This is a genomic window from Ruegeria pomeroyi DSS-3 (assembly GCF_000011965.2).
Classification (GTDB): Bacteria; Pseudomonadota; Alphaproteobacteria; order Rhodobacterales; family Rhodobacteraceae; genus Ruegeria_B; species Ruegeria_B pomeroyi.
In genome coordinates this window covers 2,248,215-2,267,535 of sequence record NC_003911.12, presented here as the reverse complement: position 1 = coordinate 2,267,535, position 19,321 = coordinate 2,248,215, and the positions used below count along the sequence as shown (strand labels likewise).

General features: G+C 64.7%; 21 protein-coding genes and 2 tRNA genes. 10 read left to right on the top strand and 13 right to left on the bottom strand.

Annotated features, from left to right (window positions below):
* Positions 1-10: 10 nt before the first annotated feature.
* Positions 11-529 (top strand): outer membrane beta-barrel protein, encoded by a 519-nt coding sequence (locus SPO_RS10815; protein WP_044028297.1) that lies wholly within the window; start codon positions 11-13, stop codon positions 527-529.
* A gap of 43 nt (positions 530-572) precedes the next feature.
* On the opposite strand, the gene SPO_RS10810 is transcribed toward SPO_RS10815, so the two are convergent.
* Positions 573-1,760 carry a pyridoxal phosphate-dependent aminotransferase gene (locus SPO_RS10810; protein WP_011047856.1) on the bottom strand — a complete coding sequence of 396 codons (1,188 nt, stop codon included), beginning with the start codon at positions 1,758-1,760 and terminating at the stop codon, positions 573-575.
* Positions 1,761-2,017: 257 nt separating this feature from the next.
* On the opposite strand from SPO_RS10810, the gene cysS reads away from it, so the two are divergent.
* The 3 genes from cysS (at position 2,018) to SPO_RS10795 (ending at position 5,944) form a co-directional block, all read left to right on the top strand.
* On the top strand, positions 2,018-3,415 hold the full coding sequence (gene cysS, locus SPO_RS10805; RefSeq protein WP_011047855.1) for a cysteine--tRNA ligase: 1,398 nt from the start codon (positions 2,018-2,020) through the stop codon (positions 3,413-3,415).
* Between the two features lie 115 nt (positions 3,416-3,530).
* Positions 3,531-5,165 carry a citramalate synthase gene (gene cimA, locus SPO_RS10800; protein ID WP_011047854.1) on the top strand — a complete coding sequence of 545 codons (1,635 nt, stop codon included), beginning with the start codon at positions 3,531-3,533 and terminating at the stop codon, positions 5,163-5,165.
* On the top strand, positions 5,162-5,944 hold the full coding sequence (locus SPO_RS10795; protein WP_011047853.1) for a squalene/phytoene synthase family protein: 783 nt from the start codon (positions 5,162-5,164) through the stop codon (positions 5,942-5,944). The genes cimA and SPO_RS10795 overlap by 4 nt, the downstream gene beginning before the upstream one ends.
* A gap of 130 nt (positions 5,945-6,074) precedes the next feature.
* On the opposite strand, the gene SPO_RS10790 is transcribed toward SPO_RS10795, so the two are convergent.
* Complete coding sequence (locus tag SPO_RS10790; protein WP_011047852.1) at positions 6,075-7,292, bottom strand: MFS transporter; 1,218 nt, start codon at positions 7,290-7,292, stop codon at positions 6,075-6,077.
* Between the two features lie 103 nt (positions 7,293-7,395).
* Here SPO_RS10790 and SPO_RS10785 point away from each other — a divergent pair, with 103 nt between their 5' ends.
* Genes SPO_RS10785 through SPO_RS10775 form a run of 3 tightly spaced genes read left to right on the top strand, consistent with a single transcriptional unit; the run spans position 7,396 to position 9,184 of the window.
* Complete coding sequence (locus tag SPO_RS10785; RefSeq protein ID WP_011047851.1) at positions 7,396-8,028, top strand: DNA-3-methyladenine glycosylase family protein; 633 nt, start codon at positions 7,396-7,398, stop codon at positions 8,026-8,028.
* Positions 8,025-8,690, top strand: coding sequence for an alpha/beta hydrolase (locus SPO_RS10780; RefSeq protein WP_011047850.1), 666 nt, complete (start codon positions 8,025-8,027; stop codon positions 8,688-8,690). The genes SPO_RS10785 and SPO_RS10780 overlap by 4 nt, the downstream gene beginning before the upstream one ends.
* Positions 8,687-9,184, top strand: a complete 498-nt coding sequence (locus SPO_RS10775; RefSeq protein ID WP_011047849.1) for a GNAT family N-acetyltransferase — start codon at positions 8,687-8,689, stop codon at positions 9,182-9,184. Before SPO_RS10780 ends, SPO_RS10775 begins: the two co-directional genes overlap by 4 nt.
* 4 nt (positions 9,185-9,188) lie before the next feature.
* Here SPO_RS10775 and SPO_RS10770 read toward each other — a convergent pair whose 3' ends face one another.
* A complete protein-coding gene (locus SPO_RS10770; RefSeq protein ID WP_011047848.1) occupies positions 9,189-9,791 on the bottom strand; it encodes a pseudouridine synthase in 603 nt (200 codons plus the stop codon).
* 215 nt (positions 9,792-10,006) lie between these two features.
* Between SPO_RS10770 and SPO_RS10765 the strand changes: the two genes are divergently transcribed.
* Positions 10,007-10,591 carry an HNH endonuclease gene (locus tag SPO_RS10765; protein ID WP_011047847.1) on the top strand — a complete coding sequence of 195 codons (585 nt, stop codon included), beginning with the start codon at positions 10,007-10,009 and terminating at the stop codon, positions 10,589-10,591.
* A gap of 3 nt (positions 10,592-10,594) precedes the next feature.
* On the opposite strand, the gene SPO_RS10760 is transcribed toward SPO_RS10765, so the two are convergent.
* The 4 genes from SPO_RS10760 to rocF form a co-directional block, all read right to left on the bottom strand.
* Positions 10,595-10,930: a zinc ribbon domain-containing protein YjdM gene (locus tag SPO_RS10760; protein ID WP_011047846.1), complete on the bottom strand. Its 336-nt coding sequence runs from the start codon at positions 10,928-10,930 to the stop codon at positions 10,595-10,597.
* Between the two features lie 161 nt (positions 10,931-11,091).
* Complete coding sequence (locus SPO_RS10755; RefSeq protein ID WP_011047845.1) at positions 11,092-12,156, bottom strand: ornithine cyclodeaminase; 1,065 nt, start codon at positions 12,154-12,156, stop codon at positions 11,092-11,094.
* On the bottom strand, positions 12,153-13,082 hold the full coding sequence (gene ctlX, locus SPO_RS10750; protein ID WP_011047844.1) for a citrulline utilization hydrolase CtlX: 930 nt from the start codon (positions 13,080-13,082) through the stop codon (positions 12,153-12,155). Before ctlX ends, SPO_RS10755 begins: the two co-directional genes overlap by 4 nt.
* Positions 13,079-14,005, bottom strand: a complete 927-nt coding sequence (gene rocF, locus SPO_RS10745; protein ID WP_044028294.1) for an arginase — start codon at positions 14,003-14,005, stop codon at positions 13,079-13,081. Before rocF ends, ctlX begins: the two co-directional genes overlap by 4 nt.
* Before the next feature lie 107 nt (positions 14,006-14,112).
* Between rocF and SPO_RS10740 the strand changes: the two genes are divergently transcribed.
* Positions 14,113-14,538: an Lrp/AsnC family transcriptional regulator gene (locus SPO_RS10740; protein ID WP_011047842.1), complete on the top strand. Its 426-nt coding sequence runs from the start codon at positions 14,113-14,115 to the stop codon at positions 14,536-14,538.
* Between the two features lie 99 nt (positions 14,539-14,637).
* Here the strand turns inward: SPO_RS10740 and SPO_RS10735 are convergent, their stop codons facing one another.
* On the bottom strand, positions 14,638-15,099 hold the full coding sequence (locus tag SPO_RS10735) for a disulfide bond formation protein B (protein ID WP_011047841.1): 462 nt from the start codon (positions 15,097-15,099) through the stop codon (positions 14,638-14,640).
* On the bottom strand, positions 15,099-15,677 hold the full coding sequence (locus SPO_RS10730) for a YqaA family protein (RefSeq protein ID WP_011047840.1): 579 nt from the start codon (positions 15,675-15,677) through the stop codon (positions 15,099-15,101). The genes SPO_RS10735 and SPO_RS10730 overlap by 1 nt, the downstream gene beginning before the upstream one ends.
* 134 nt (positions 15,678-15,811) lie before the next feature.
* Here SPO_RS10730 and SPO_RS10725 point away from each other — a divergent pair.
* A tRNA-Leu gene (locus SPO_RS10725) sits at positions 15,812-15,897 on the top strand.
* 252 nt (positions 15,898-16,149) lie between these two features.
* On the opposite strand, the gene SPO_RS10720 is transcribed toward SPO_RS10725, so the two are convergent.
* The 4 genes from SPO_RS10720 to SPO_RS10705 form a co-directional block, all read right to left on the bottom strand.
* Positions 16,150-16,224, bottom strand: a tRNA-Asn gene (locus SPO_RS10720).
* 78 nt (positions 16,225-16,302) lie between these two features.
* Complete coding sequence (locus SPO_RS10715) at positions 16,303-17,169, bottom strand: hypothetical protein (RefSeq protein ID WP_044029224.1); 867 nt, start codon at positions 17,167-17,169, stop codon at positions 16,303-16,305.
* A gap of 53 nt (positions 17,170-17,222) precedes the next feature.
* On the bottom strand, positions 17,223-18,122 hold the full coding sequence (locus SPO_RS10710) for a DMT family transporter (protein ID WP_011047838.1): 900 nt from the start codon (positions 18,120-18,122) through the stop codon (positions 17,223-17,225).
* Between the two features lie 54 nt (positions 18,123-18,176).
* Complete coding sequence (locus SPO_RS10705; protein WP_044028292.1) at positions 18,177-19,292, bottom strand: OmpP1/FadL family transporter; 1,116 nt, start codon at positions 19,290-19,292, stop codon at positions 18,177-18,179.
* Positions 19,293-19,321: the final 29 nt, after the last annotated feature.

Below are 19,321 nucleotides of genomic sequence, written 5' to 3'. Positions count from 1 at the left end.
GAGTAGAACAATGAAACTCTTGGTTCCCGCGCTGGTCGCGGTGTCAATGGCTGCCGCACCGGCAATGGCAGGTGACTGGAGCGGCGCCTATCTGGGTCTGGGTGTCGGTTATGGCGATGCGGACGGCCCCGGCGCGCGCGATGGCGAAGCCGCCAGCTTCGGCGGCCATATCGGGTATAACTTCGATCTGGGCAACCGGTTCGTCATGGGCGGCGAGCTGGAATATGACCGGGTCAACAACGATCTAGGCGCTGGCGGTGGCACGCTGGACGAGATCGGGCGGCTCAAGGTCAAGGCCGGGTACGATTTTGGCCCGGTGCTGGGCTATGGCGTGCTCGGCGCGGCCCGTGCCACCTCGACCTTCGGCAATGAAAATGGCCTGGTCTATGGCCTGGGTCTGGCAATGCCGGTGACCGATTACCTGTCGGTCAGCGGCGAGGTGTTGCGCCACCAGTTCAAGGATTTCGGCGGCGCCGGTAATGATTTCGACGTCAACACGTTCAACCTGCGGGCGTCGCTGCGTTTCTGACGCGACCGAGATCAAGGGCGGGCGGCCTGCTGGCCGCCCGATATCAGCCTTCGGGCAGGCCAGACGCCTGCTGCGCCGCAAAGTGACAGAGCGTTTTGAGTGCCTTGACAAAGGCATCATCGGCGACGGTCATCGCCACCCGGACATGACCCGCCGCCGCCTTGCCAAAGCTTTCCCCGGGCATCACGGCGATATGGTGGGTCTCCAGCAAGGCTGTGGCAAATGCCTCGCCCGACAGGCCGGTCGCCCGAATATCCAGCATCAGATACATCGCCCCCTGGGCCGGGCTCAGACGGACGGCATTCTGACCCGCCAGGATGTGCCACGCCAGGTCACGACGGCGGCGAAAGGGCGCTGCGATCTCCTCCTCCAGATCCCGTCCCTGACCCAGCGCAAAAACCGCCGCGTCCTGCACAAACCCGGGTACGCCATAGGTGGTGTGGGTAGCCAGCGTGATCAGATGCGAAATCGCCGCTTCCGGGCCCACGATCCAGCCGCAGCGCGACCCCGTCATGGCGTGGGACTTGGACATCGACCCGACGACCAGCGTGCGCTCGGCCATTCCGGGCAAAGCGCGGGGGGACAGATGCGCCCCTTCCCAGATCTGGGTGTCATAGACCTCGTCCGAGATCAGCCACAGATCGCGGTCCTGGCAGACCTTGGCGATCCCCTCCAGCGTTTCGCGGCCATAGACCACCCCTGTCGGGTTGTTGGGCGAGTTGATGAGCAGCGACACCGCGCCGTCCGCCTCGGCCTCGATCACGTCGGGACGCGGCTGGAACCCGTCTTCGGCCCTCGCAATCACGGCGCGGGGCAGGGCGCCGACGCCGCGAATCGTACCTGGATAGGTGGCGTAATAGGGATCGACAAATAACGCCGTATCCCCCGGATCACAGGCGGCGCTATGCGCCGCGAAGAGGGCCGCCTGACCGCCCGGCGTTATCAGCACGTTGTCGCGGGTGGTGCGCTGGCCTGTCCGTTCCTGAACCCGCGCGGCCACGGTATCGCGCAACAGGGCCGTGCCCGGAACCATGGCATACCCGGTATGACCACCGCGCGCAGAGCGATCCATGGCATCGAGAATCGAGCTGTGCGTCCGCGTGTCATGCTCGCCAATGGTCAGTTCGGTCACCGCGATGCCTTCGGCGATCATCCGCCGCGCCTGCAGGAAAAGGTCCCACCCGTCCGATCCGCCCCCGGTGAGGCCGGTTATCCGCCGTGACAGTCTCATCTCGCTTCCCTTGCCAGAGTTCCAGGCGGAGAGGGGCAGAGCCGGTTGCGCTTGTCAATTGCCGCCCGGATTTCATGTTGGAGAAGCAGGCCCGGCGTGCTAAGGGATGTTCCATGACCCGCACCATTCGCATCATTATCTGCTGCATTCCCCGCTGATCCATTCGCGGGCTGGTCATTCGTCGTTTTCTTCACAAAGACAAGTTGCTAAGCCCGCGCTGACAAGCGCCTGCCGCATGCTGTTGAGGAACAAGACCGATGACGACAATCAAGCTGCACAACACAAGGACGCGGACAAAGGAAGAGTTTGTCCCGATCGACCCCGACAACGTGCGCATGTATGTCTGCGGTCCCACGGTCTATGACCGGGCGCATCTGGGCAACGGGCGGCCCGTGGTGGTGTTCGACGTGCTCTACCGGCTGCTGCGCCATGTCTATGGCGCGGATCACGTGACCTATGTGCGCAACTTCACCGACGTCGACGACAAGATCAACGCGCGCGCAGCCGAACGCGGGAGGCCCATCGGCGATATCACCGCCGAGACGACCCAGTGGTTTCTGGACGACATGGGCGCGCTTGGCGCGCTGGAGCCCGACCACATGCCGCGCGCGACGCAGTACATCCCGCAGATGGTGGCGATGATCGAAGAGCTGGTCGCCAAGGGCCATGCCTACGAGGCCGAGGGGCATGTGCTGTTCGCGGTGGACTCGTGGAAAGAGCACTATGGCAAGCTCTCGGGCCGCTCGGTCGATGACATGATCGCGGGCGCCCGGGTCGAGGTCGCGCCTTACAAGAAGAACCCGATGGATTTCGTGCTGTGGAAACCCTCGACCCCGGATCTGCCCGGCTGGGACAGCCCCTGGGGCCGGGGGCGGCCCGGCTGGCATATCGAATGCTCGGCCATGAGTTACGAACTGCTGGGCGAAAGCTTCGACATCCATGGCGGCGGCAACGACCTGATGTTTCCGCATCACGAGAACGAAATCGCGCAAAGCTGCTGCGCCCATCCCGAGGGACATTTTGCGAATTTCTGGCTGCATAACGAGATGTTGCAGGTCGAGGGCAAGAAGATGTCCAAGTCGCTGGGCAACTTCTTTACCGTGCGCGACCTGCTCGATCAGGGCATCCCAGGCGAGGTGATCCGGTTTGTGTTCCTAAGCACGCATTACCGCAAGCCGATGGACTGGACCGAGAAGAAGGCGAAGGAAGCCGAGGCCACCTTGCGCAAGTGGTGGCGGTTGACTGCTCCTCTTGATGAGATGGAAATCAAACCATCGCCGCAGTTCATTGATGCGTTGACAGATGATCTGAATACGCCTGGTGCGATTGCGGAGTTGCATCGTCTGGCAAAAGAGAAGGACTATGCGGCGCTTGAGGCGGGCTTGGAGATGCTCGGGCTGCAAGAGACTGTGAACTTTGGGGTGGCCTCTTTCGGTTTTTCAACAAGTGTGGAAGTTCTGGAAGCGGCAAACGATCTAGCGCGTCGCTGGATGGCCTATCGTGATGCGAAGAACTTCGAAGAAGCTGATAGACTGAAGAAAAGCGCATTGCTCGCTGGTGTCGATCTAAGTGTTTCAAAAGAGGGTGGCATTCAAGTCCCAAGTGCAACGATCAACGGAAGCCCAACAGTTGATGAACTGGAGGCCCTGAAATGACCCTCTTCTCCCAATGTTCCGCCCGGGCTTGCCCGGGCAGCGCCCGACCCGCCCCCATGGGCGGGCGCTATGCGCCCACCCCGGGCCGGATGCTGCCCTGTCGAGGAGGCACCGCATGACCCGCGAGCGCCTTTATCTCTACGACACCACCCTGCGCGATGGGCAGCAGACCCAGGGCGTGCAATTCTCGACCCCGGAAAAACTGCGCATCGCCAGCGCGCTGGATAGCCTCGGCATCGACTATATCGAAGGCGGTTGGCCTGGCGCCAACCCGACCGACAGCGCCTTTTTCGACGCTGCCCCGGCAACCCGCGCGCGGCTGACCGCCTTTGGCATGACCAAACGGTCGGGCCGCTCGGCGGAGAACGACGATGTACTGGCCGCCGTGATGAATGCGGGCACCGGCACCGTCTGTCTGGTCGGCAAGGCGCATGATTACCACGTGACCCAGGCGCTGGGGATCGAGCTGGCCGAGAACACCGAGAACATCCGCGCCTCGATGGCCCATATCGTGGCGCAGGGGCGCGAGGCACTGTTTGATGCCGAGCATTTCTTTGACGGCTATCGCGACAATCCCGCCTATGCGCTGGAGGTCTGTCGCGCCGCGCTGGAGGCGGGGGCGCGCTGGATCGTGCTCTGTGACACCAATGGCGGCGCCATGCCCGCCGATGTGGCCCGCGTGGTGGGCGAGGTGATCGCTGCCGGTATCCCCGGCGACCGTCTGGGCATCCATTGCCATAACGACACCGATCAGGCGGTGGCCTGTTCGCTGGCCGCCGTGATCGCGGGCGCGCGCCAGATCCAGGGCACGCTGAACGGGCTGGGCGAGCGCTGTGGCAATGCCAACCTGACCTCGCTGATCCCGACGCTTTTGCTCAAGGAGCCTTATGCCAGCCGGTTCGAGACCGGTGTCAGCGCGGGGGCGCTGGCCGATCTGACCCGGATCAGCCGCATGCTGGACGATATTCTGAACCGGGTGCCGGTGAAACAGGCGCCCTATGTCGGCTCGTCCGCCTTTGCCCATAAGGCCGGGCTGCATGCCAGCGCGATCCTCAAGGATCCGTCGACCTACGAGCATATCGACCCGTCTTTGGTCGGCAACGAGCGCATCATCCCGATGTCGAACCAGGCCGGCCAGTCGAACCTGCGTAAACGGCTGACCGATGCGGGGCTGAGCGTGCCGCCGGGCGATCCGGCGCTGGGGCATATCCTGGAGCGGATCAAGGCGCGCGAGGACGAGGGTTATTCCTATGACACAGCGCAGGCCAGTTTCGAGCTGCTGGCGCGGCGCGAACTGGGCCAGATGCCCGCGTTCTTCGAGGTCAAGCGCTACAAGGTCACGGTCGAGCGGCGCAAGAACAAGTATGACCGCATGGTCAGCCTGTCCGAGGCGGTCGTGGTGGTCAAGGTGGATGGCGAAAAGCTGCTTTCGGTCAGCGAGTCGCTGGATGACACCGGCAGCGACCGCGGCCCGGTCAACGCGCTCTACAAGGCGCTGGCCAAGGATCTGGGGCGCTACTCGGCGATCCTGAGCGACATGCGGCTGGTGGATTTCAAGGTGCGCATCACGCAAGGCGGCACCGAGGCGGTGACCCGCGTCATCATCGACAGCGAGGATGGCAAGGGGCGGCGCTGGTCCACCGTTGGGGTCAGCGCCAACATAGTCGACGCCTCGTTCGAGGCGCTTCTGGACGCGATCAACTGGAAGCTGCTGCGCGATTGCGCCGGGCAAGGGGCGGCGGCGGAGTGAGCGACGCCTTCGACGCCGATCTGACCGCCTGCGCCGAACTAGTGCAGCGCGCTGACCCCGACCGGTTTGCGGCGGCCATGGCAGCGCCGGTGGCGGCGCGGCGGGTGCTGTTCCCGCTCTACGCGCTGGCGGTCGAGGTGGCGCGCGCGCCCTGGGCCTCGGCCGAGCCGATGATCGCAGAGATGCGCCTGCAATGGTGGCGGGACGCGTTGGAGGAGCTTGCCCTGGGCAAGCCGCCGCGCCGGCATTCGGTGGTGACCCCGTTGGCGGGTATCCTCAGCCCGCAGATGGCGGCGCGGCTCGATGGGTTCGTAGCGGTGCGGCGTTGGGACATCTATCGCGATCCGTTCGAGGATGACGCCCATCTGACCCGTTACCTGGAACAGAGCAGCGCCAGTCTGCTTTGCGTTTGCGCGACGGCGCTGGGACAGGCGGACGAGGATGTCTTGCGCGATTACGGCTATGCGACGGGACTGGCCAACTGGTTCCGCGCCATCCCCGAGCTTGAGGCACGCGGGCGCATCCCGCTGCTCGATGGCACCCCTGCGGGCATCCGGCGCCTTGCCGAAGCGGGGCTTGATCACCTGTCGCGCGCCCGTGCCAAACGCTCGCTGATTTCACCTGCCGCGCGTCCCGCCTTGCTGGCGGGATGGCAGAGTGCTGCGCTGCTGCGCCAGGTTCAGAAACACCCCGCGCGCGTCGCGGCGGGTGAGCTTGGCCTCAGCCCCTTTGCCCGCCACCTGCGCCTGAGCCTGCAGGCCGCGACCGGCCGCTGGTGAGGGGATTTGCGAGGCTCCGCCTCGCGCTCCGGAGTATTTTCAACCAGAAAGAAGCAGCAGACACGCGTCTCTTCAATTCGCGGGAGATACCGGGGGGAGACGCTGTCAGGCGGCGGGGGCAGTGCCCCGTTCAGGCGTCTCTGGGGCGCAGGGTCAGCCAGATCAGCGCGCCTCCCGCCAGGGTCAGGAAGGGCACCATCGCCAGGTTGACGGCGGTCCAGCCCTCGACGGCGTTGCCGCCCGAGCAGTTCATCAACCCGCCCGAGGCCAGCGAGGCCATGGTGACGCCGCCAAAGACCAGGAGGTCGTTCAGCCCCTGCATCCGTCCGCGCTCATGCGGCTCATGGGCGCCTGCCAGCATGGTGGTGGCGCCGATAAAGCCGAAGTTCCAGCCCAGCCCGAGCAGGATCAGCGCGATGAAGAAGTTGTTCAGATCAACCCCCTGCAGCGCCACCACCCCGGCGGCGGCCAGCACCACCAGACCGGCGGCCACAACCTTTTCCACCCCGAACCGGGCTATCAGATGGCCGGTAAAGAAGCTGGGCACATACATGGCCAGCACATGGCTGGTCACCACATCCGCCGCATCGCCCTGATCGTAACCGCAGCCCACCACCGCCAGCGGGGTCGAGGTCATCACCAGGTTCATCAGCGCGTATGAGACCATGGCGCAGATCACCGCCACCGCGATGCGCGGGGTTTTCAGCAGCTCCATCCGGGTACGTCCACGGGGGCTGTCGGCGGCGGGCGGGGTCGGGCGCGGAATGTCGAGGAAGAAGAACAGGAGTGCGCCCAGCAGGTTGACCGCGATCACCGCATAATAGGTGCCAAGGAAGGGGATGACATAGGCATCCGACGTGGCCTTGACCGCCTGCGGCCCGATGATCGCGGCGGCCAGCCCTCCGGCCATGACATAAGAGATCGCCTTGGGCCGGAACGCGTCCGAGGCGGTATCGGCGGCGGCAAAACGATAGAAGCCATGCGCGCTCATATAGACGCCGGTCAGCAGGCTGCCTGCCAGAAAGACCGGGAACGAGGAGAGGTAGAGCCCATAGGCCCCGACCGCGCCGCCCAGTGCACCCGCCAGTGCCCCCAGCAGGAACCCGGCCCGCCGGCCCCATTTCTGCATGATGGCCGAGATCGGCGTCGCCGCCAGCATCGAGCCCAGCACGATCAGCGAGATCGGCAGCGTCGCCAGGCAGACATTGCTGGCCAGCGACTGGCCAGCCAGCCCGCCAATGGTAAAGATCATCGGCATCTGCGCGCCCAGGATGGCCTGGGCGGCGACGAGAACGACAACATTGCGCTTGGCGCGGCTGTCGTTGGTGTGGCTATCGGCGAGGGTCATGGACGCATGCGTATCGGCGAATGCATGCGGCGGCAAGCCGGTTGAAACCAATTGTGAACAGATTAACTTTGCCACCTATGGGAATCGGGCCAAAGGGGCAGGCATGACGGTTGGACGTATCATCGAAACCCCCGATTGCGTGGCCGAAGGGGCGGCCTGGCTGGCCGAGAGCTGCCCGCGCATGGCCCATGCGATGACGCTGACCGGGCCCTTGCCGTTGCGCCGGCGCCCGGATGGTTTTGCCGAATTGCTCAGCGCCATTGTCAGCCAGCAGGTCAGCGTCGCCTCGGCCAATGCGATCTGGGCACGGATGCGGGCGGCGGGTCTGATCGGCCCGCGCAAGATCCTCTGGGCCAGCGACGACGATCTGCGCGCCGCGGGCCTGAGCCGGCAGAAGATCCGCTATGCCCGAGAGCTTGCCAAGGCGCGCATTGATTTCAATGGCTTGCGGGCCGCTCCGGATGCGGATGTGGTGGCCGAGCTGACCCGGGTGCCCGGTATCGGTGTCTGGACCGCCGAGATCTATGCCATGTTCAGCCTGGGTCGCGCCGATGTGTTCGCGCCCGGCGATCTGGCCCTGCAGGAGGCGGCGCGCGTCCTTTATGAACTGCCCGAACGTCCCAGCGAACGCGCCCTGCGACAGATGGCGCTGGCTTGGTCGCCCTGGCGTTCGGTTGCGGCGCGCGTGCTCTGGGCCTATTACCGGGTGGCAAAGGACAGGGAAGGGATCAGATGACACGGGTTTTGAGGGCCGAGCGCAAGGCGCCGGTATCGGGCGACACCCGCTCGGCGGTGGTGTTCGTGCATGGCTATGGCGCCAATGGGGCCGATCTGCTGGGTCTTGCCGATGTTCTGGGCGAACATCTGCCCGACACGCTGTTTGTGGCGCCCGACGCGCCCGAGACGATCCCGGGCATGCCCTTCGGGTTCCAGTGGTTCCCGATCCCCTGGCTCGACGGTTCCTCCGAGGAGGAGGCGCGGCGCGGGATGGAAGCGGCGGTGGCCGATTTCAACGCTTTCCTCGATGCGCTGATGGTCGACGAGGATCTGCTGCCTGAACAGGTTGTCCTGTTCGGTTTCAGCCAGGGCACGATGATGAGCTTGCATGTCGCCCCCCGCCGCGAAGACCCGGTGGCTGGCGTGGTGGCCTTTTCGGGTCGCCTGCTGGAGCCGGACCTGCTGGCCGATGAGGTGGTCAGCCGGATGCCGGTGCTGCTGGTGCATGGCGATGCCGATGACGTGGTGCCGCCGCAATCGCTGCCGCAGGCGGCAGAGGCCTTGCAGGGCGCGGGCTTCAAAGAGGTCTATGCCCATGTGATGAAAGGCACCGGCCACGGCATCGCGCCCGACGGGCTGAGTGTGGCACTGGCCTTCATGCGGGACAAGCTGAGCCTGTGAGCGATATCGCTGTCCGGCCGATCCGGGCCGAGGATGTGCCGCAGGCCTGCGCCATCCTGAACCGGATCATCGAGATCGGCGGCACCACCGCGTTCGAGCAACCGGTATCAGAGGACGAGTTCGACGCCTGGTATGTCAATGGCGCCGATCTGATCTGTTGCCATGTGGCGCTGGATGCGGCGGGAGCCGTGGCGGGGTTCCAATGGTTGGGTCGCAACGACAGCCTGCCCGAAGGCTGTGGCGATATCGCCAGCTTTACCCGCCGCGAACCGGTGCTGCGGGGCGCGGGCAGGGCGCTGTTTGCCTGCACGGTTGCGGTGGCACGTGATCGCGGCCTTGCAGAGATCAACGCCACGATCCGCGCCGACAATGCCCTGGGGCTGGCCTATTACGGCAAGATGGGGTTTCGTGACCATGTGGTGACGCCGGCGGTGCCGCTTCGCGATGGGCGGCCGGTGGACCGGATCTCGAAGCGTTTCGACCTGCGGGGCTGATCGCTCAGCGGCGCGGGCGCTGCTTTTGCGAGGTTGATGGTGACGGGGTGGTGGGCATCGGCAGGCTCTGCCATTCGCCCGGCACCAGACCGTCCAGAGTCCAATCCCCGATCCGGGCGCGGATCAGGCGCAGCGTCGGGTGGCCGACCGCGGCGGTCATCCGGCGCACCTGCCGGTTGCGACCTTCGCGGATCGTCAACTCGATCCAGCTGTCGGGCACCGATTTGCGCTCTCTGATAGGGGGATTGCGTGGCCAGAGGCCGGGCGGCTCGGGCATGGCACGGGCGCGCGCAGGGCGGGTCAGCCCGTCCTTCAGTTCGACCCCTTCGGCCAGCGCCCTGAGCGCGGCCGCATCGGGCACGCCTTCGACCTGTACCCAATAGGTCTTGGCCAGCTTGTGCCTGGGGTCGGCGATCCGCGCCTGCAACCGGCCAACGTCGGTCAGCAGCATCAGCCCCTCGCTGTCACGATCCAGCCGTCCGGCGGGATAGACCCCGGGCAGGTCGATATGGTCCGACAGGGTCGCGCGCGGGCTGTCGGCGCTGCCGCGATCGGTGAATTGCGACAGCACGTCATAGGGTTTGTTGAAGCGGATGAACCAGGCCATGGGCGTTGCCAATACCGCGCGCGTGCGCCTGCGGCAAGCCTGTGGATAACCGTCACGGCACTGTTACTTGCACAGGCTAGTGCAGTGGCGACATGTAGTGGAAAATCAAGGCTTGCCAGCGACCGGCCACGATATATAGTTGGTTCGAAGCCGGGGCGGGTGCTCCCCGCTCTGGACTGGTCACACGGCAATCCGGGGCGAGGAGAGAATCCGGGATGGATGGCGATTTCAGGACTGATTTTGTGCGGGAACCGGGGGCGTTGAAACATCACCCGGCGCTGGTGCTGAACGCCGATTACCGCCCGCTTTCCTATTATCCGCTGTCGCTGTGGCCCTGGCAGGAGGCGATCAAGGCGGCCTGGCTGGACCGGGTCGATATCATTGCCGAATATGACGAGGTGGTGCGCAGCCCAAGCGTGGTGCTGCGAATACCCTCGGTCGTGGTGCTGAAAGACTATGTGAAACCTCAGAAGCGCGTGGCCTTCACGCGCTTCAATTTGTTTCTGAGGGACGAATTCCGCTGTCAGTATTGCGGTGGCAAGGGCGATCTGACCTTTGACCATGTGGTGCCGCGCGCTGCCGGGGGTGTGACCAGCTGGGAAAACGTGGTCGCCGCCTGCGCGCCCTGCAACCTGCGCAAAGGGTCGAAATCGCTGCGCCAGGCCAATATGTCGCTGCGCCGCCCGCCACGCCGCCCGCAGGCCGAGGAATTGCAGAATGTGGGCCGCAAGTTCCCGCCCAACCACCTGCATGAAAGCTGGATGGATTTCCTCTACTGGGATGCCGAACTGGACGCGTGACGCTTAGTCGGCGGCCTTCTTCACGAATTGCGATTTCAGCCCCATCGGGCCGATGCCGGGGATCTTGCAGTCGATATCGTGATCGCCGCCGACCAGGCGGATATTGCGCACCTTTGTGCCCACCTTGACCACGGCCGAGGAGCCCTTGACCTTGAGATCCTTGATCACGGTCACCGTGTCGCCATCGGCCAGCAGATTGCCGACGCTGTCGCGGATGCCGACCTCGGCCTCTTCCGTTGCCTGCCATTCATGGCCGCATTCGGGGCAGTTCAGCAGCGCGTCCACCTGATAGGTGAAGGATGAGGCGCAATCGGGGCAAGGGGGCAGGGTATCGTTCATGCCCCCGCCTTAGCGAAGGGCCCGTCCGCTGGCAAGGCAGCTGTTCGCGCGTGCCGCGCGATGCCTCCGGCGGGGATGTTTGCGGCAAGAGGAAAGACAGAGAACCGGTCCTTCATTTCGCCGCAAATACTCCGGAGTGCGAGGCAGAACCTCGCATGCTCTCAGCCCTTCGCAGGCGCCGCCCGTTGCAGCATGCCGAACAGGTCGCGCGGGTCGTCGGGGTCGGCCAGCAGGTCGAGCGCGTGATAGAGGCCGGTCTCCTGCAACCGGTCGCGCACATAGCGCAGGGCTGAGAAATCCTCGATCGCGAAACCGACGCTGTCAAACAGGGTGATCTGGCGGTCCGAGCTGCGCCCGGGCACCTTGCCGGTGATCACCTGCCACATCTCGGTCACCGGGTGTTCGGGGGCCAGTTGCTGGATCTCGCCCTCGATCCGGGTCTGGGGCGGGTATTCGACGAAGATGTCCGAGCGATGCAGGATCGCCTCGGCCAGTTCGGTCTTGCCCGGGCAGTCGCCGCCGATGGCGTTGATATGCACGCCCGAACCCACCATGTTGTCGGTCAGGATGGTGGCATACTGCTTGTCGGCGGTGCAGGTGGTCAGGATCTGGGCGCCTTCGATGGCCTCTTCGGGGCTGGCGCAGCTGACCACTTCGATCCCCTGGCTGGCCAAGTTGTGGGCGGCCTTGGCGGTGGCGGCAGGGTCGATATCGTAAAGGCGTACGGATTTCAGGCCGCAGATCGCCTTCATCGCCAGGGTCTGGAACTCGGACTGGGCGCCATTGCCGATCATCGCCATCGTATGCGCGCCCTTGGGGGCAAGATACTTGGCGACCATGGCCGAGGTGGCGGCGGTGCGCAGCGCCGTCAGCATGGTCATTTCGCTGAGCAGCACGGGATAGCCGGTCTCGACCGAGGCCAGAAGGCCGAATGCGGTGACGGTCTGCAGCCCCTCCTTGGTGTTTTTGGGGTGGCCATTCACGTATTTGAACCCGTAAAGCTCGCCATCCGAGGTCGGCATCAACTCGATCACGCCGACGGGAGAATGGCTGGCGACGCGGGGGGTCTTGTCAAAGCTTTCCCAGCGGCGGAAATCGGCCTCGATATAGTCGGCGATGCCGCGCATCATCTCTTCGACACCGATACTGTGCACCAGCTGCATCATGTGATCGACCGAGACAAAGGGCACCAGGGCCTTGTCAGAGGGGATGGTGGTGGCGGTCATGCGGCGGTCCTTTCCGGGCGTCGTGTCAGGTGGATGCCGGCGATCATGCAGCGGACCGATCCGCCGGCGGTTTCGATGGTGGGGATGGCAAGCGGCAAGAGCTGGGCCGAGCGTTCGATCACCGCGATCTGATCCGGGGTCAGCGCCGCATGCGCGCGTGCCGACAGCGCCAGAATGCGGCGATGGCCGGTCAGCTCGATGGCGTTGCCGGCAAATGCGCCGATCTGCTCCGGGCTCAGGTCGATGACGCTGCGCCCGGTCTCGGCCAGCCGTTCGGCGACGGTGCGGCGGCGTTCGGGGTCGGGGATCATCGACAGGCAGATCAGCGCGTATTCGGTGCCGATCCCCATCAGCACATTGGTGTGATAGACCGGGCGCCCCCGCGCATCGACCGCGTCGAAACAGATGGGTTCATAGTTGAAATGGGCGCAGAACCGTTCCAGCAGCACCGGGTCGGCACGATGCGAGCGCGCGACATAGGCGATGCGGCCGATATGGTCGAGCACCATGGCGCCGGTGCCTTCGAGCGCCAGACCGTCCTGTTCCAGCCCGCTATAGTCGATCACGTCCGAGACTCGGTATTCGCGCTTCAACAGTTCGATCACGTCCGGGCGGCGTTCGCGGCGGCGGTTTTCGGCATACATCGGATAAACCGCCACATGGCCGCCGGTATGGGTGGAAAACCAGTTGTTGGGAAAGACGCTGTCGGGCGTGTCCAGCACGCCGGTATCATCGAACACATGCACCCGCACCCCGGCAGCGCGCAGGCCGGTGACCGCGCGGTCGAACTCGTCCCGTGCCCGCGCGGCGGTATCGGCGGCGGCGCTGTCGGTCTGAAACGCGTTGTCGGCGCGGGTTTCGGGATTGGGGCGGAAGGCATGCGGGCGGATCATCACCACCGCCATGGGGGCCTGGATCGTGGTCACGAGAAGCTCCGCGTCGGGCGGTCGAAGACGCGGCGGCCCAGCGCCGAGGCGGCCAGATCGACTATCAGTTGGGCGGTGCGGCCGCGTTCATCCAGGAACGGGTTCAGCTCGACCAGGTCGAGCGAGGTCATCAAGCCGCTGTCGCAGATCATCTCCATAACCAGATGCCCTTCGCGCATTGTGGCACCGCCGGGAACGGTGGTGCCCACGGCAGGCGCGATCGACGGGTCGAGAAAGTCGACATCGAGCGAGACATGCAGCATGCCATTCTCCTTGGCCCACGTATCCAGAAAGGCCTGCAGGGGGCGGGCGATGCCATGCTCGTCGATCTGTCGCATGTCGTGAAAGCGGATCTTGGTGCGTTGCAACGCCTCACGCTCGGCGTGGTCAACCGAGCGCAGGCCGAGGATGCAGATATTGCGTTGCTTGACCGGGTTTTTGATCACCGGGAAGCCGGCAAAGCCGCCGCGCCCGGTGACATAGCCCAGCGGCGTGCCATGCAGGTTACCGGAAGCGGAGGTTTCCGGCGTGTGATAATCGCTATGGGCATCAAGCCAGAGCACGAATTGCGGGCGCCCGACGCGGGCGGCGTGGTTGGCCACGCCTGCCACACTGCCCAGGGCCAGCGCGTGATCGCCGCCCAGAAAGATCGGCAGGCCGCGCGGCATCGCCTGTTCTGCGGCGCGGATCAGCCGGTTGGTCCAGCCGATGGTGCGGTTGGGCTGATGCAGGTGGGTGTCGCTTGGTTCGGGCGCATGTTCGGCGGGCGAGAGATTGCCCAGATCCTCGACCCTGTGGCCCAGATCGGCCAGCGCCTCGGCCAGGCCGGCGGTGCGATAGGAATCGGGGCCCATCAGGCATCCGGTGCGGCGCTTGCCGCTGTCGACAGGCGCGCCGATCAGAATACAGGTCTTGCGGGACATAAGATGAGGTCTCGTTGCGGTTTTCGCCAAGGTCTGGTCAAAACGTGTTGAAATCCAGTGGTGATTTTGGTCATAAAGCAAAGTCATTGGTCAAATCGGAAATCATCATGGACAAAACGGACGAGCGTCTGATTGCCGCGCTCAGACATGACGCGCGGGCATCACTGTCGGATCTGGCCTTGCAGCTGGACCTGTCGCGCACCACCGTGCGGGCGCGGATCGAACGGCTGGTGCAGCGGGGCGATATCCTGGGCTTTACCATCACGCTCAAGGAGGATGTGCTGAACGATCCGGTGCGCGGGCTGATGATGATCGAGATCGAAGGGCGCGGCGCCGCGCGCATCACGCGACAGTTGCAGGGTCTGAAAGAGGTGCGCGCCATTCATTCGACCAACGGACGCTGGGACCTGATTGTCGAGCTGGGCACCGAAACGCTGGAGGGGCTGGACCATGCGCTGGCCCGGATTCGCTTGTTCGAAGGGGTGCAGGCCAGCGAGACCAGCCTGCTGTTGTCGACCAAGAAGGCGACTTGAGCGGGGGTGCCTAAGGGGGCTTTGCCCCCGCGGGACAAAATTCGTCGAATTTTGTCAGCACCCCCTGGAACAGATGTGGTGGCCTGAAAGGGGCGGAGCTCAGGCCCGGCGGGTCGCCGCCAGCAGCCAGATCAGCGCCAGCCCGATCGAGATCACCCCGTTCCAGCCCGCCATCGAGATACCAAACAGCTCCCACGGGATATCGTCACAGCGCACCAGCGGTGCCTCCAGGATCTGTGCCATCAGCTGTTCGGCGCTGAGGTTGCCGATCGGCCCCGATGTGCAGGTGGTCGGCCCTTCCCACCAGCCCTGTTCGACACCGGCGTGATAGAGGCCGATGCCGCCGGTGCTCAGCGCTGCCAGGGCACCACCCCACGTCAGAATGCGCCAGCCGCTTGCCAGTGCCAGCGCGCCGATCAGCGCCGCCGCCCCATGCGGGTAACGTTGCCAGATGCACAGTTTGCAGGGCGCCATGCCGCCCAGATACTGAAACCCCCAGGCGGCCAGCAGCATTGCAGCCGAGCCACCTGCGGCCAGCATAATCAATCGGTTGCGTGTCATCACAGATACCTCACCAGAAAGAAACCGCCGATCAGCAACGCCATGAAGACGGTCATCACCAAGCCAAGGCGCCGCTCGATGAAATCGCGCACCGGGGCGCCGAATTTCCAGAGCAGTGCGGCGACCAGAAAGAAGCGCAGCGCGCGCGCCAGGATCGAGGTGGCCACGAATGTGGCCAGCGGCATGCCCGTCCAGCCCGACATGATGGTGATCACCTTGTAGGGGAAGGGCGTGACCCCGGCCGTCAGCACGGCCCAGAAGCCGAAATCGTTGAACCGGGTGTTGAACGCCTCCATCGCGTCTCCCTTGCCCATCGCCTCAAGGATCGGTGCACCGATACTGTCATAGAAGAAGGCACCGATGGCATAGCCCAACAGACCGCCCAGCACCGAGGCGACCAGCGCCACCAGCGCGATCAGCCAGGCCCGCGAGGGCCGCGCCAGAATCATCGGGATCATCAAAAGGTCGGGCGGGATCGGAAAGACCGAGCTTTCCAGGAACGCCACCAGCGCCAGCGCCCAGAGCGCGTGGCGATGATCGGCAAGTGCCATGGTCCGGTGATAGAGCGATGTCAGCATGCCGCCCGCGCCTGCCTTGCGATTATGGTTTCGGGTTGCAAATCACGTGGCGCGGTCGGGGTCAACCATCTAGCTGGGCGTGTTTTTGCCTCTGGACCTTCGCCGCGGCTGCGGCTAATCCATGTGCTCAGGTGGCCCAAGTGGCGGAATGGTAGACGCAGGGGATTCAAAATCCCCCGCCTTCACGGGCGTGAGAGTTCGAGTCTCTCCTTGGGCACCACCGGAACCTCCCATAGAGAGCGCGACTTATCCCGAACGGGTGATTGCGGCTGTTGCATGGATATCGTGGCGGGGACGAATGCTTCGACCCGCACCCGTGCCAAAGCCCAAACTACTCAGTGGCCGGTCAGGCCGTGGCTGAATGGGCAGTCACGCAGAAGGCGAGCTGGTAGATGCGTCGCGCTTGCGGTTGAACAGCTATACGTACGCAGCATGAGGACTCATCCTCAACCTGCTGTATATTCAGAGATTTTGGCTCCGGCGGTAGGGATCGAACCTACGACCAATTGATTAACAGTCAACTGCTCTACCGCTGAGCTACGCCGGAACGGTTCGCGCCGTATAGCAATCCCGATTCAGCGCGTCCAGAGGGGGAGAAGAAAATTCGTAGAATTTTCTCATGCGCTCAGTCTGGGCGGTTTTCCAGGGAGGATTCAATCAGCGCGTCGAAATCGGCGGCGTCGCGGATGGCGCCGATCTGTTCGGCGGTGACGGTGATCCCCCAGTTGCGGGCCATGGCGCGATAGCGGGGCTGGCGATGGGCCAGCGCCTGGGCATAGGTCCAGCGGATAAAGGCGTCGGGGTCGACCTCGTCGGGCGTGCAATCGTTCTCGGCCAGATAGGCTTCCCACACCCGGGACAGGAATTCCGGCTGATAGGACATCGGTTTGGGCGCCTTGTCGAAACGGCGGATCAGCTCGGCGGTATGAGCCTCGGAGCCTTCGATCCAGATCATCAGCGTGTGCTTGGACAGCTCGCTCAGCACCTGGTCGCGCGGATCCTCGGGGTCGACCCATTCACAGATCGAGCCGCCAGTGTCGCAGATGAAATGCGGATAGCCATACAGCCGCTGCGCCCGGTCGATGAAATACTCGGTGTCGAGCAGGGCATAGATCTCGGCATGGCGGAACTGGTCCTGACGGCGACGGTATTCGGCAATGGGCAGCCCGCCCTTGCCGGGCGCGCCGGGCTTGCCCAGATAGGTCGAGACCGGGGTCAGGTTCTCGAACGAGATGTTGGAGCCGATATAGATCGAATCCGACATCAGCAGATCGCGCAGGAAGGGCACCTTCATCGCCTCGGCCTTGGCGTTGTCGGTGATGAACTCGCCCATGTAGCGGGTGCCGATGCGGTAGTCGATCGAGTAGTGGAACCAGTCGCCATTATCGCGCAACCGGTTCGAGACATGGGTCTTGCCCAGGCCCGACATGCCGAAAAAGAGCACTTTCTTGCGGCTGGCCGCGCGCCAGTCCCGAGCCGAGCCGTAGATCATCCCGCCCTCATCCTTGCTGTTCGCGCCCTTGCTAATGGGCGCGGCGGGCCGGGTCAATCGCGGCGGCGCGGGCGGCGGTTCAGCAGCATCAGGCCCAGGGCCAGCAGGGCAAGACCGCCAAAGGCATTGGCCGGCAGTGCCTCGTCCCGTATCCAGGCGCCAAGGCCAATGGCCACCGGCGGGATCACCAGCGTGACCAACATCAGGTTTCCCGCACCCGCCATCGCCAGCACCCGGTAGTAAAGCAGGTAAGCCCCCGCCGTGGCGACCAGCGCATAATACCCGATGGCGGCCCAGGTTACCGGTTGCAGCGAGAGAGTGACTGGTCCGTCGATCAGCAGCGCGGCGGGCAGCAGGATCAGGCTCGACCCGGTCAGCATGCCGGCGGCGGCCAGTTGCGGCGCCAGCCCGCCCAGCCGTGCCCGCGCCCAGGCCCCGGCAAAGGCATAGGACAGCGTGCCCGCCAGCACCGCCAGTTGCGCGGTCGAACGCGGGTCGAACCGGGTCAGATGCTCGAACCCGATGGTGATCACCACGCCCGCAAAGCCGATGCTGACCCCCAGCAGGCGCCGGGGCGTCAGCCGCTCGTCGGCAAAGACAGCCGCCGCAACCAGCACGCCGAAGATGGCGGTGCTGGCATTGAGGATCGAGGTCAGCCCGGTCTCGATATACAGCTGGCCCCAGGCCATCAGGCCAAAGGGGATCACGTTGTTGAGCAGCCCCATCACCAGAAAGGCACCCCAGACGCGCGGATCGCGCGGCAGTGCGATGCGGCTGGCCCAGACCACCAGCCACAACAACAGCGCAGCCCAGAAGGTCCGGTGCAGCACCGCCGTGACCACCGGCACCTCGTCCAATGCGACGCGGATCGCCAGGAAAGAGGCGCCCCAGATCAGGCCCAGCAGCAGCAGCTCGGCCCAGGCGCGCGGGGAAAGGGTTTTCTGATCGCTCATGCCCCCTTGTGCCCGATGGGGCGGCCCCCGCGCGACCCGATTCCTGCGCCTTGATCAGTTCAGCGCGTAGGTGATCTGAAGCCCGACGCTCCAGGCGCTGTTGCCGGTAAAGCGGGCACCGTTGTTGGTGGTGGCATCGCCCAGATCGGTATAGCGCACGCCACCTGAAATCTTGGCCTTGTCCAGCGAATAGGTGCCGCCCAGACCGATGCTCCAGAACCCATCTGTGGGGCCGAGATCGGACAGGCTGTCGCCCGTGCGCCGTTCGTACCCCAGTGTCACCGCGCCCGAAAAGGCCTCGGAGAACTTGCGTCCGATGCCCAGCGAATAGGTCACCGTATCGCTGTCGTAATCAACCAGGTTGGTGAGCGGCGGATAGTTGGGCGGGTTATAGACCAGCGCGGTCCAGTCGACCCAGCGCACGCTGCCAAACAGCAGCGTGTCGGCGGCGATGCCTGTCTGGAAATCGAGGTTCACCGATTGCGGTGTGCTGATCGTGCTGGTCGAGGGCAGGGTGGCCACGAATCCCGGCGGCGCCGGGGGCGGCGGGTTCAGGCTTTCGCTTTGCTGCAGGGTATGGTCGATGGCCGAGTTATAGGTCAGCGCCACCCGGGCGGCGATATCGGGCCGTTCCCATGCGACACCCACCACATAGCCGAAATCGACCGGGCTGTCGGTGGTCACGCTATAGCCGGCGGCGGCGGGAACGGTCACGGTGGCCTCGGCCCGCTGGGCGCGCAGGCCGCCGATCACGCTCAGCCCGCGGTCAAAGCGATAGCGGAACACGGCGGTCAGCGCATCGGTATCGGCCTTGGCCCTGAGAACATCGCGGCGGCCACCTGGCACGGGGTTCTGCGACAGCGGGTATGCGGCGTCATAGGTGATGTCGGCGCCAAAGGGCTGGTCATAGATCAGCGCGAAATCCAGCCGGTCGCTCAGCGCTTTCTTATAGGCGAAATGCGGCAGGACAAAGCTGTTGGCCACATTGCCCGAGGGCATGCCACCCAGGCTGCCGCTGACACGGGGGTCGGTCCAGCCGAGGCGAAACTGGATCGCGTCGCCCTCCTCAAAGAGGATGTTGATGCCCTGGCCGGACCGGTCAAGGCCGCCCGCCTGTGCCGCCGTCGTCAGGGCGCACAACGCCAGCGCACCCGAAAGCGCGTTCTTCATTTGGGTTCTCCTAGATATCTCCATCCCGC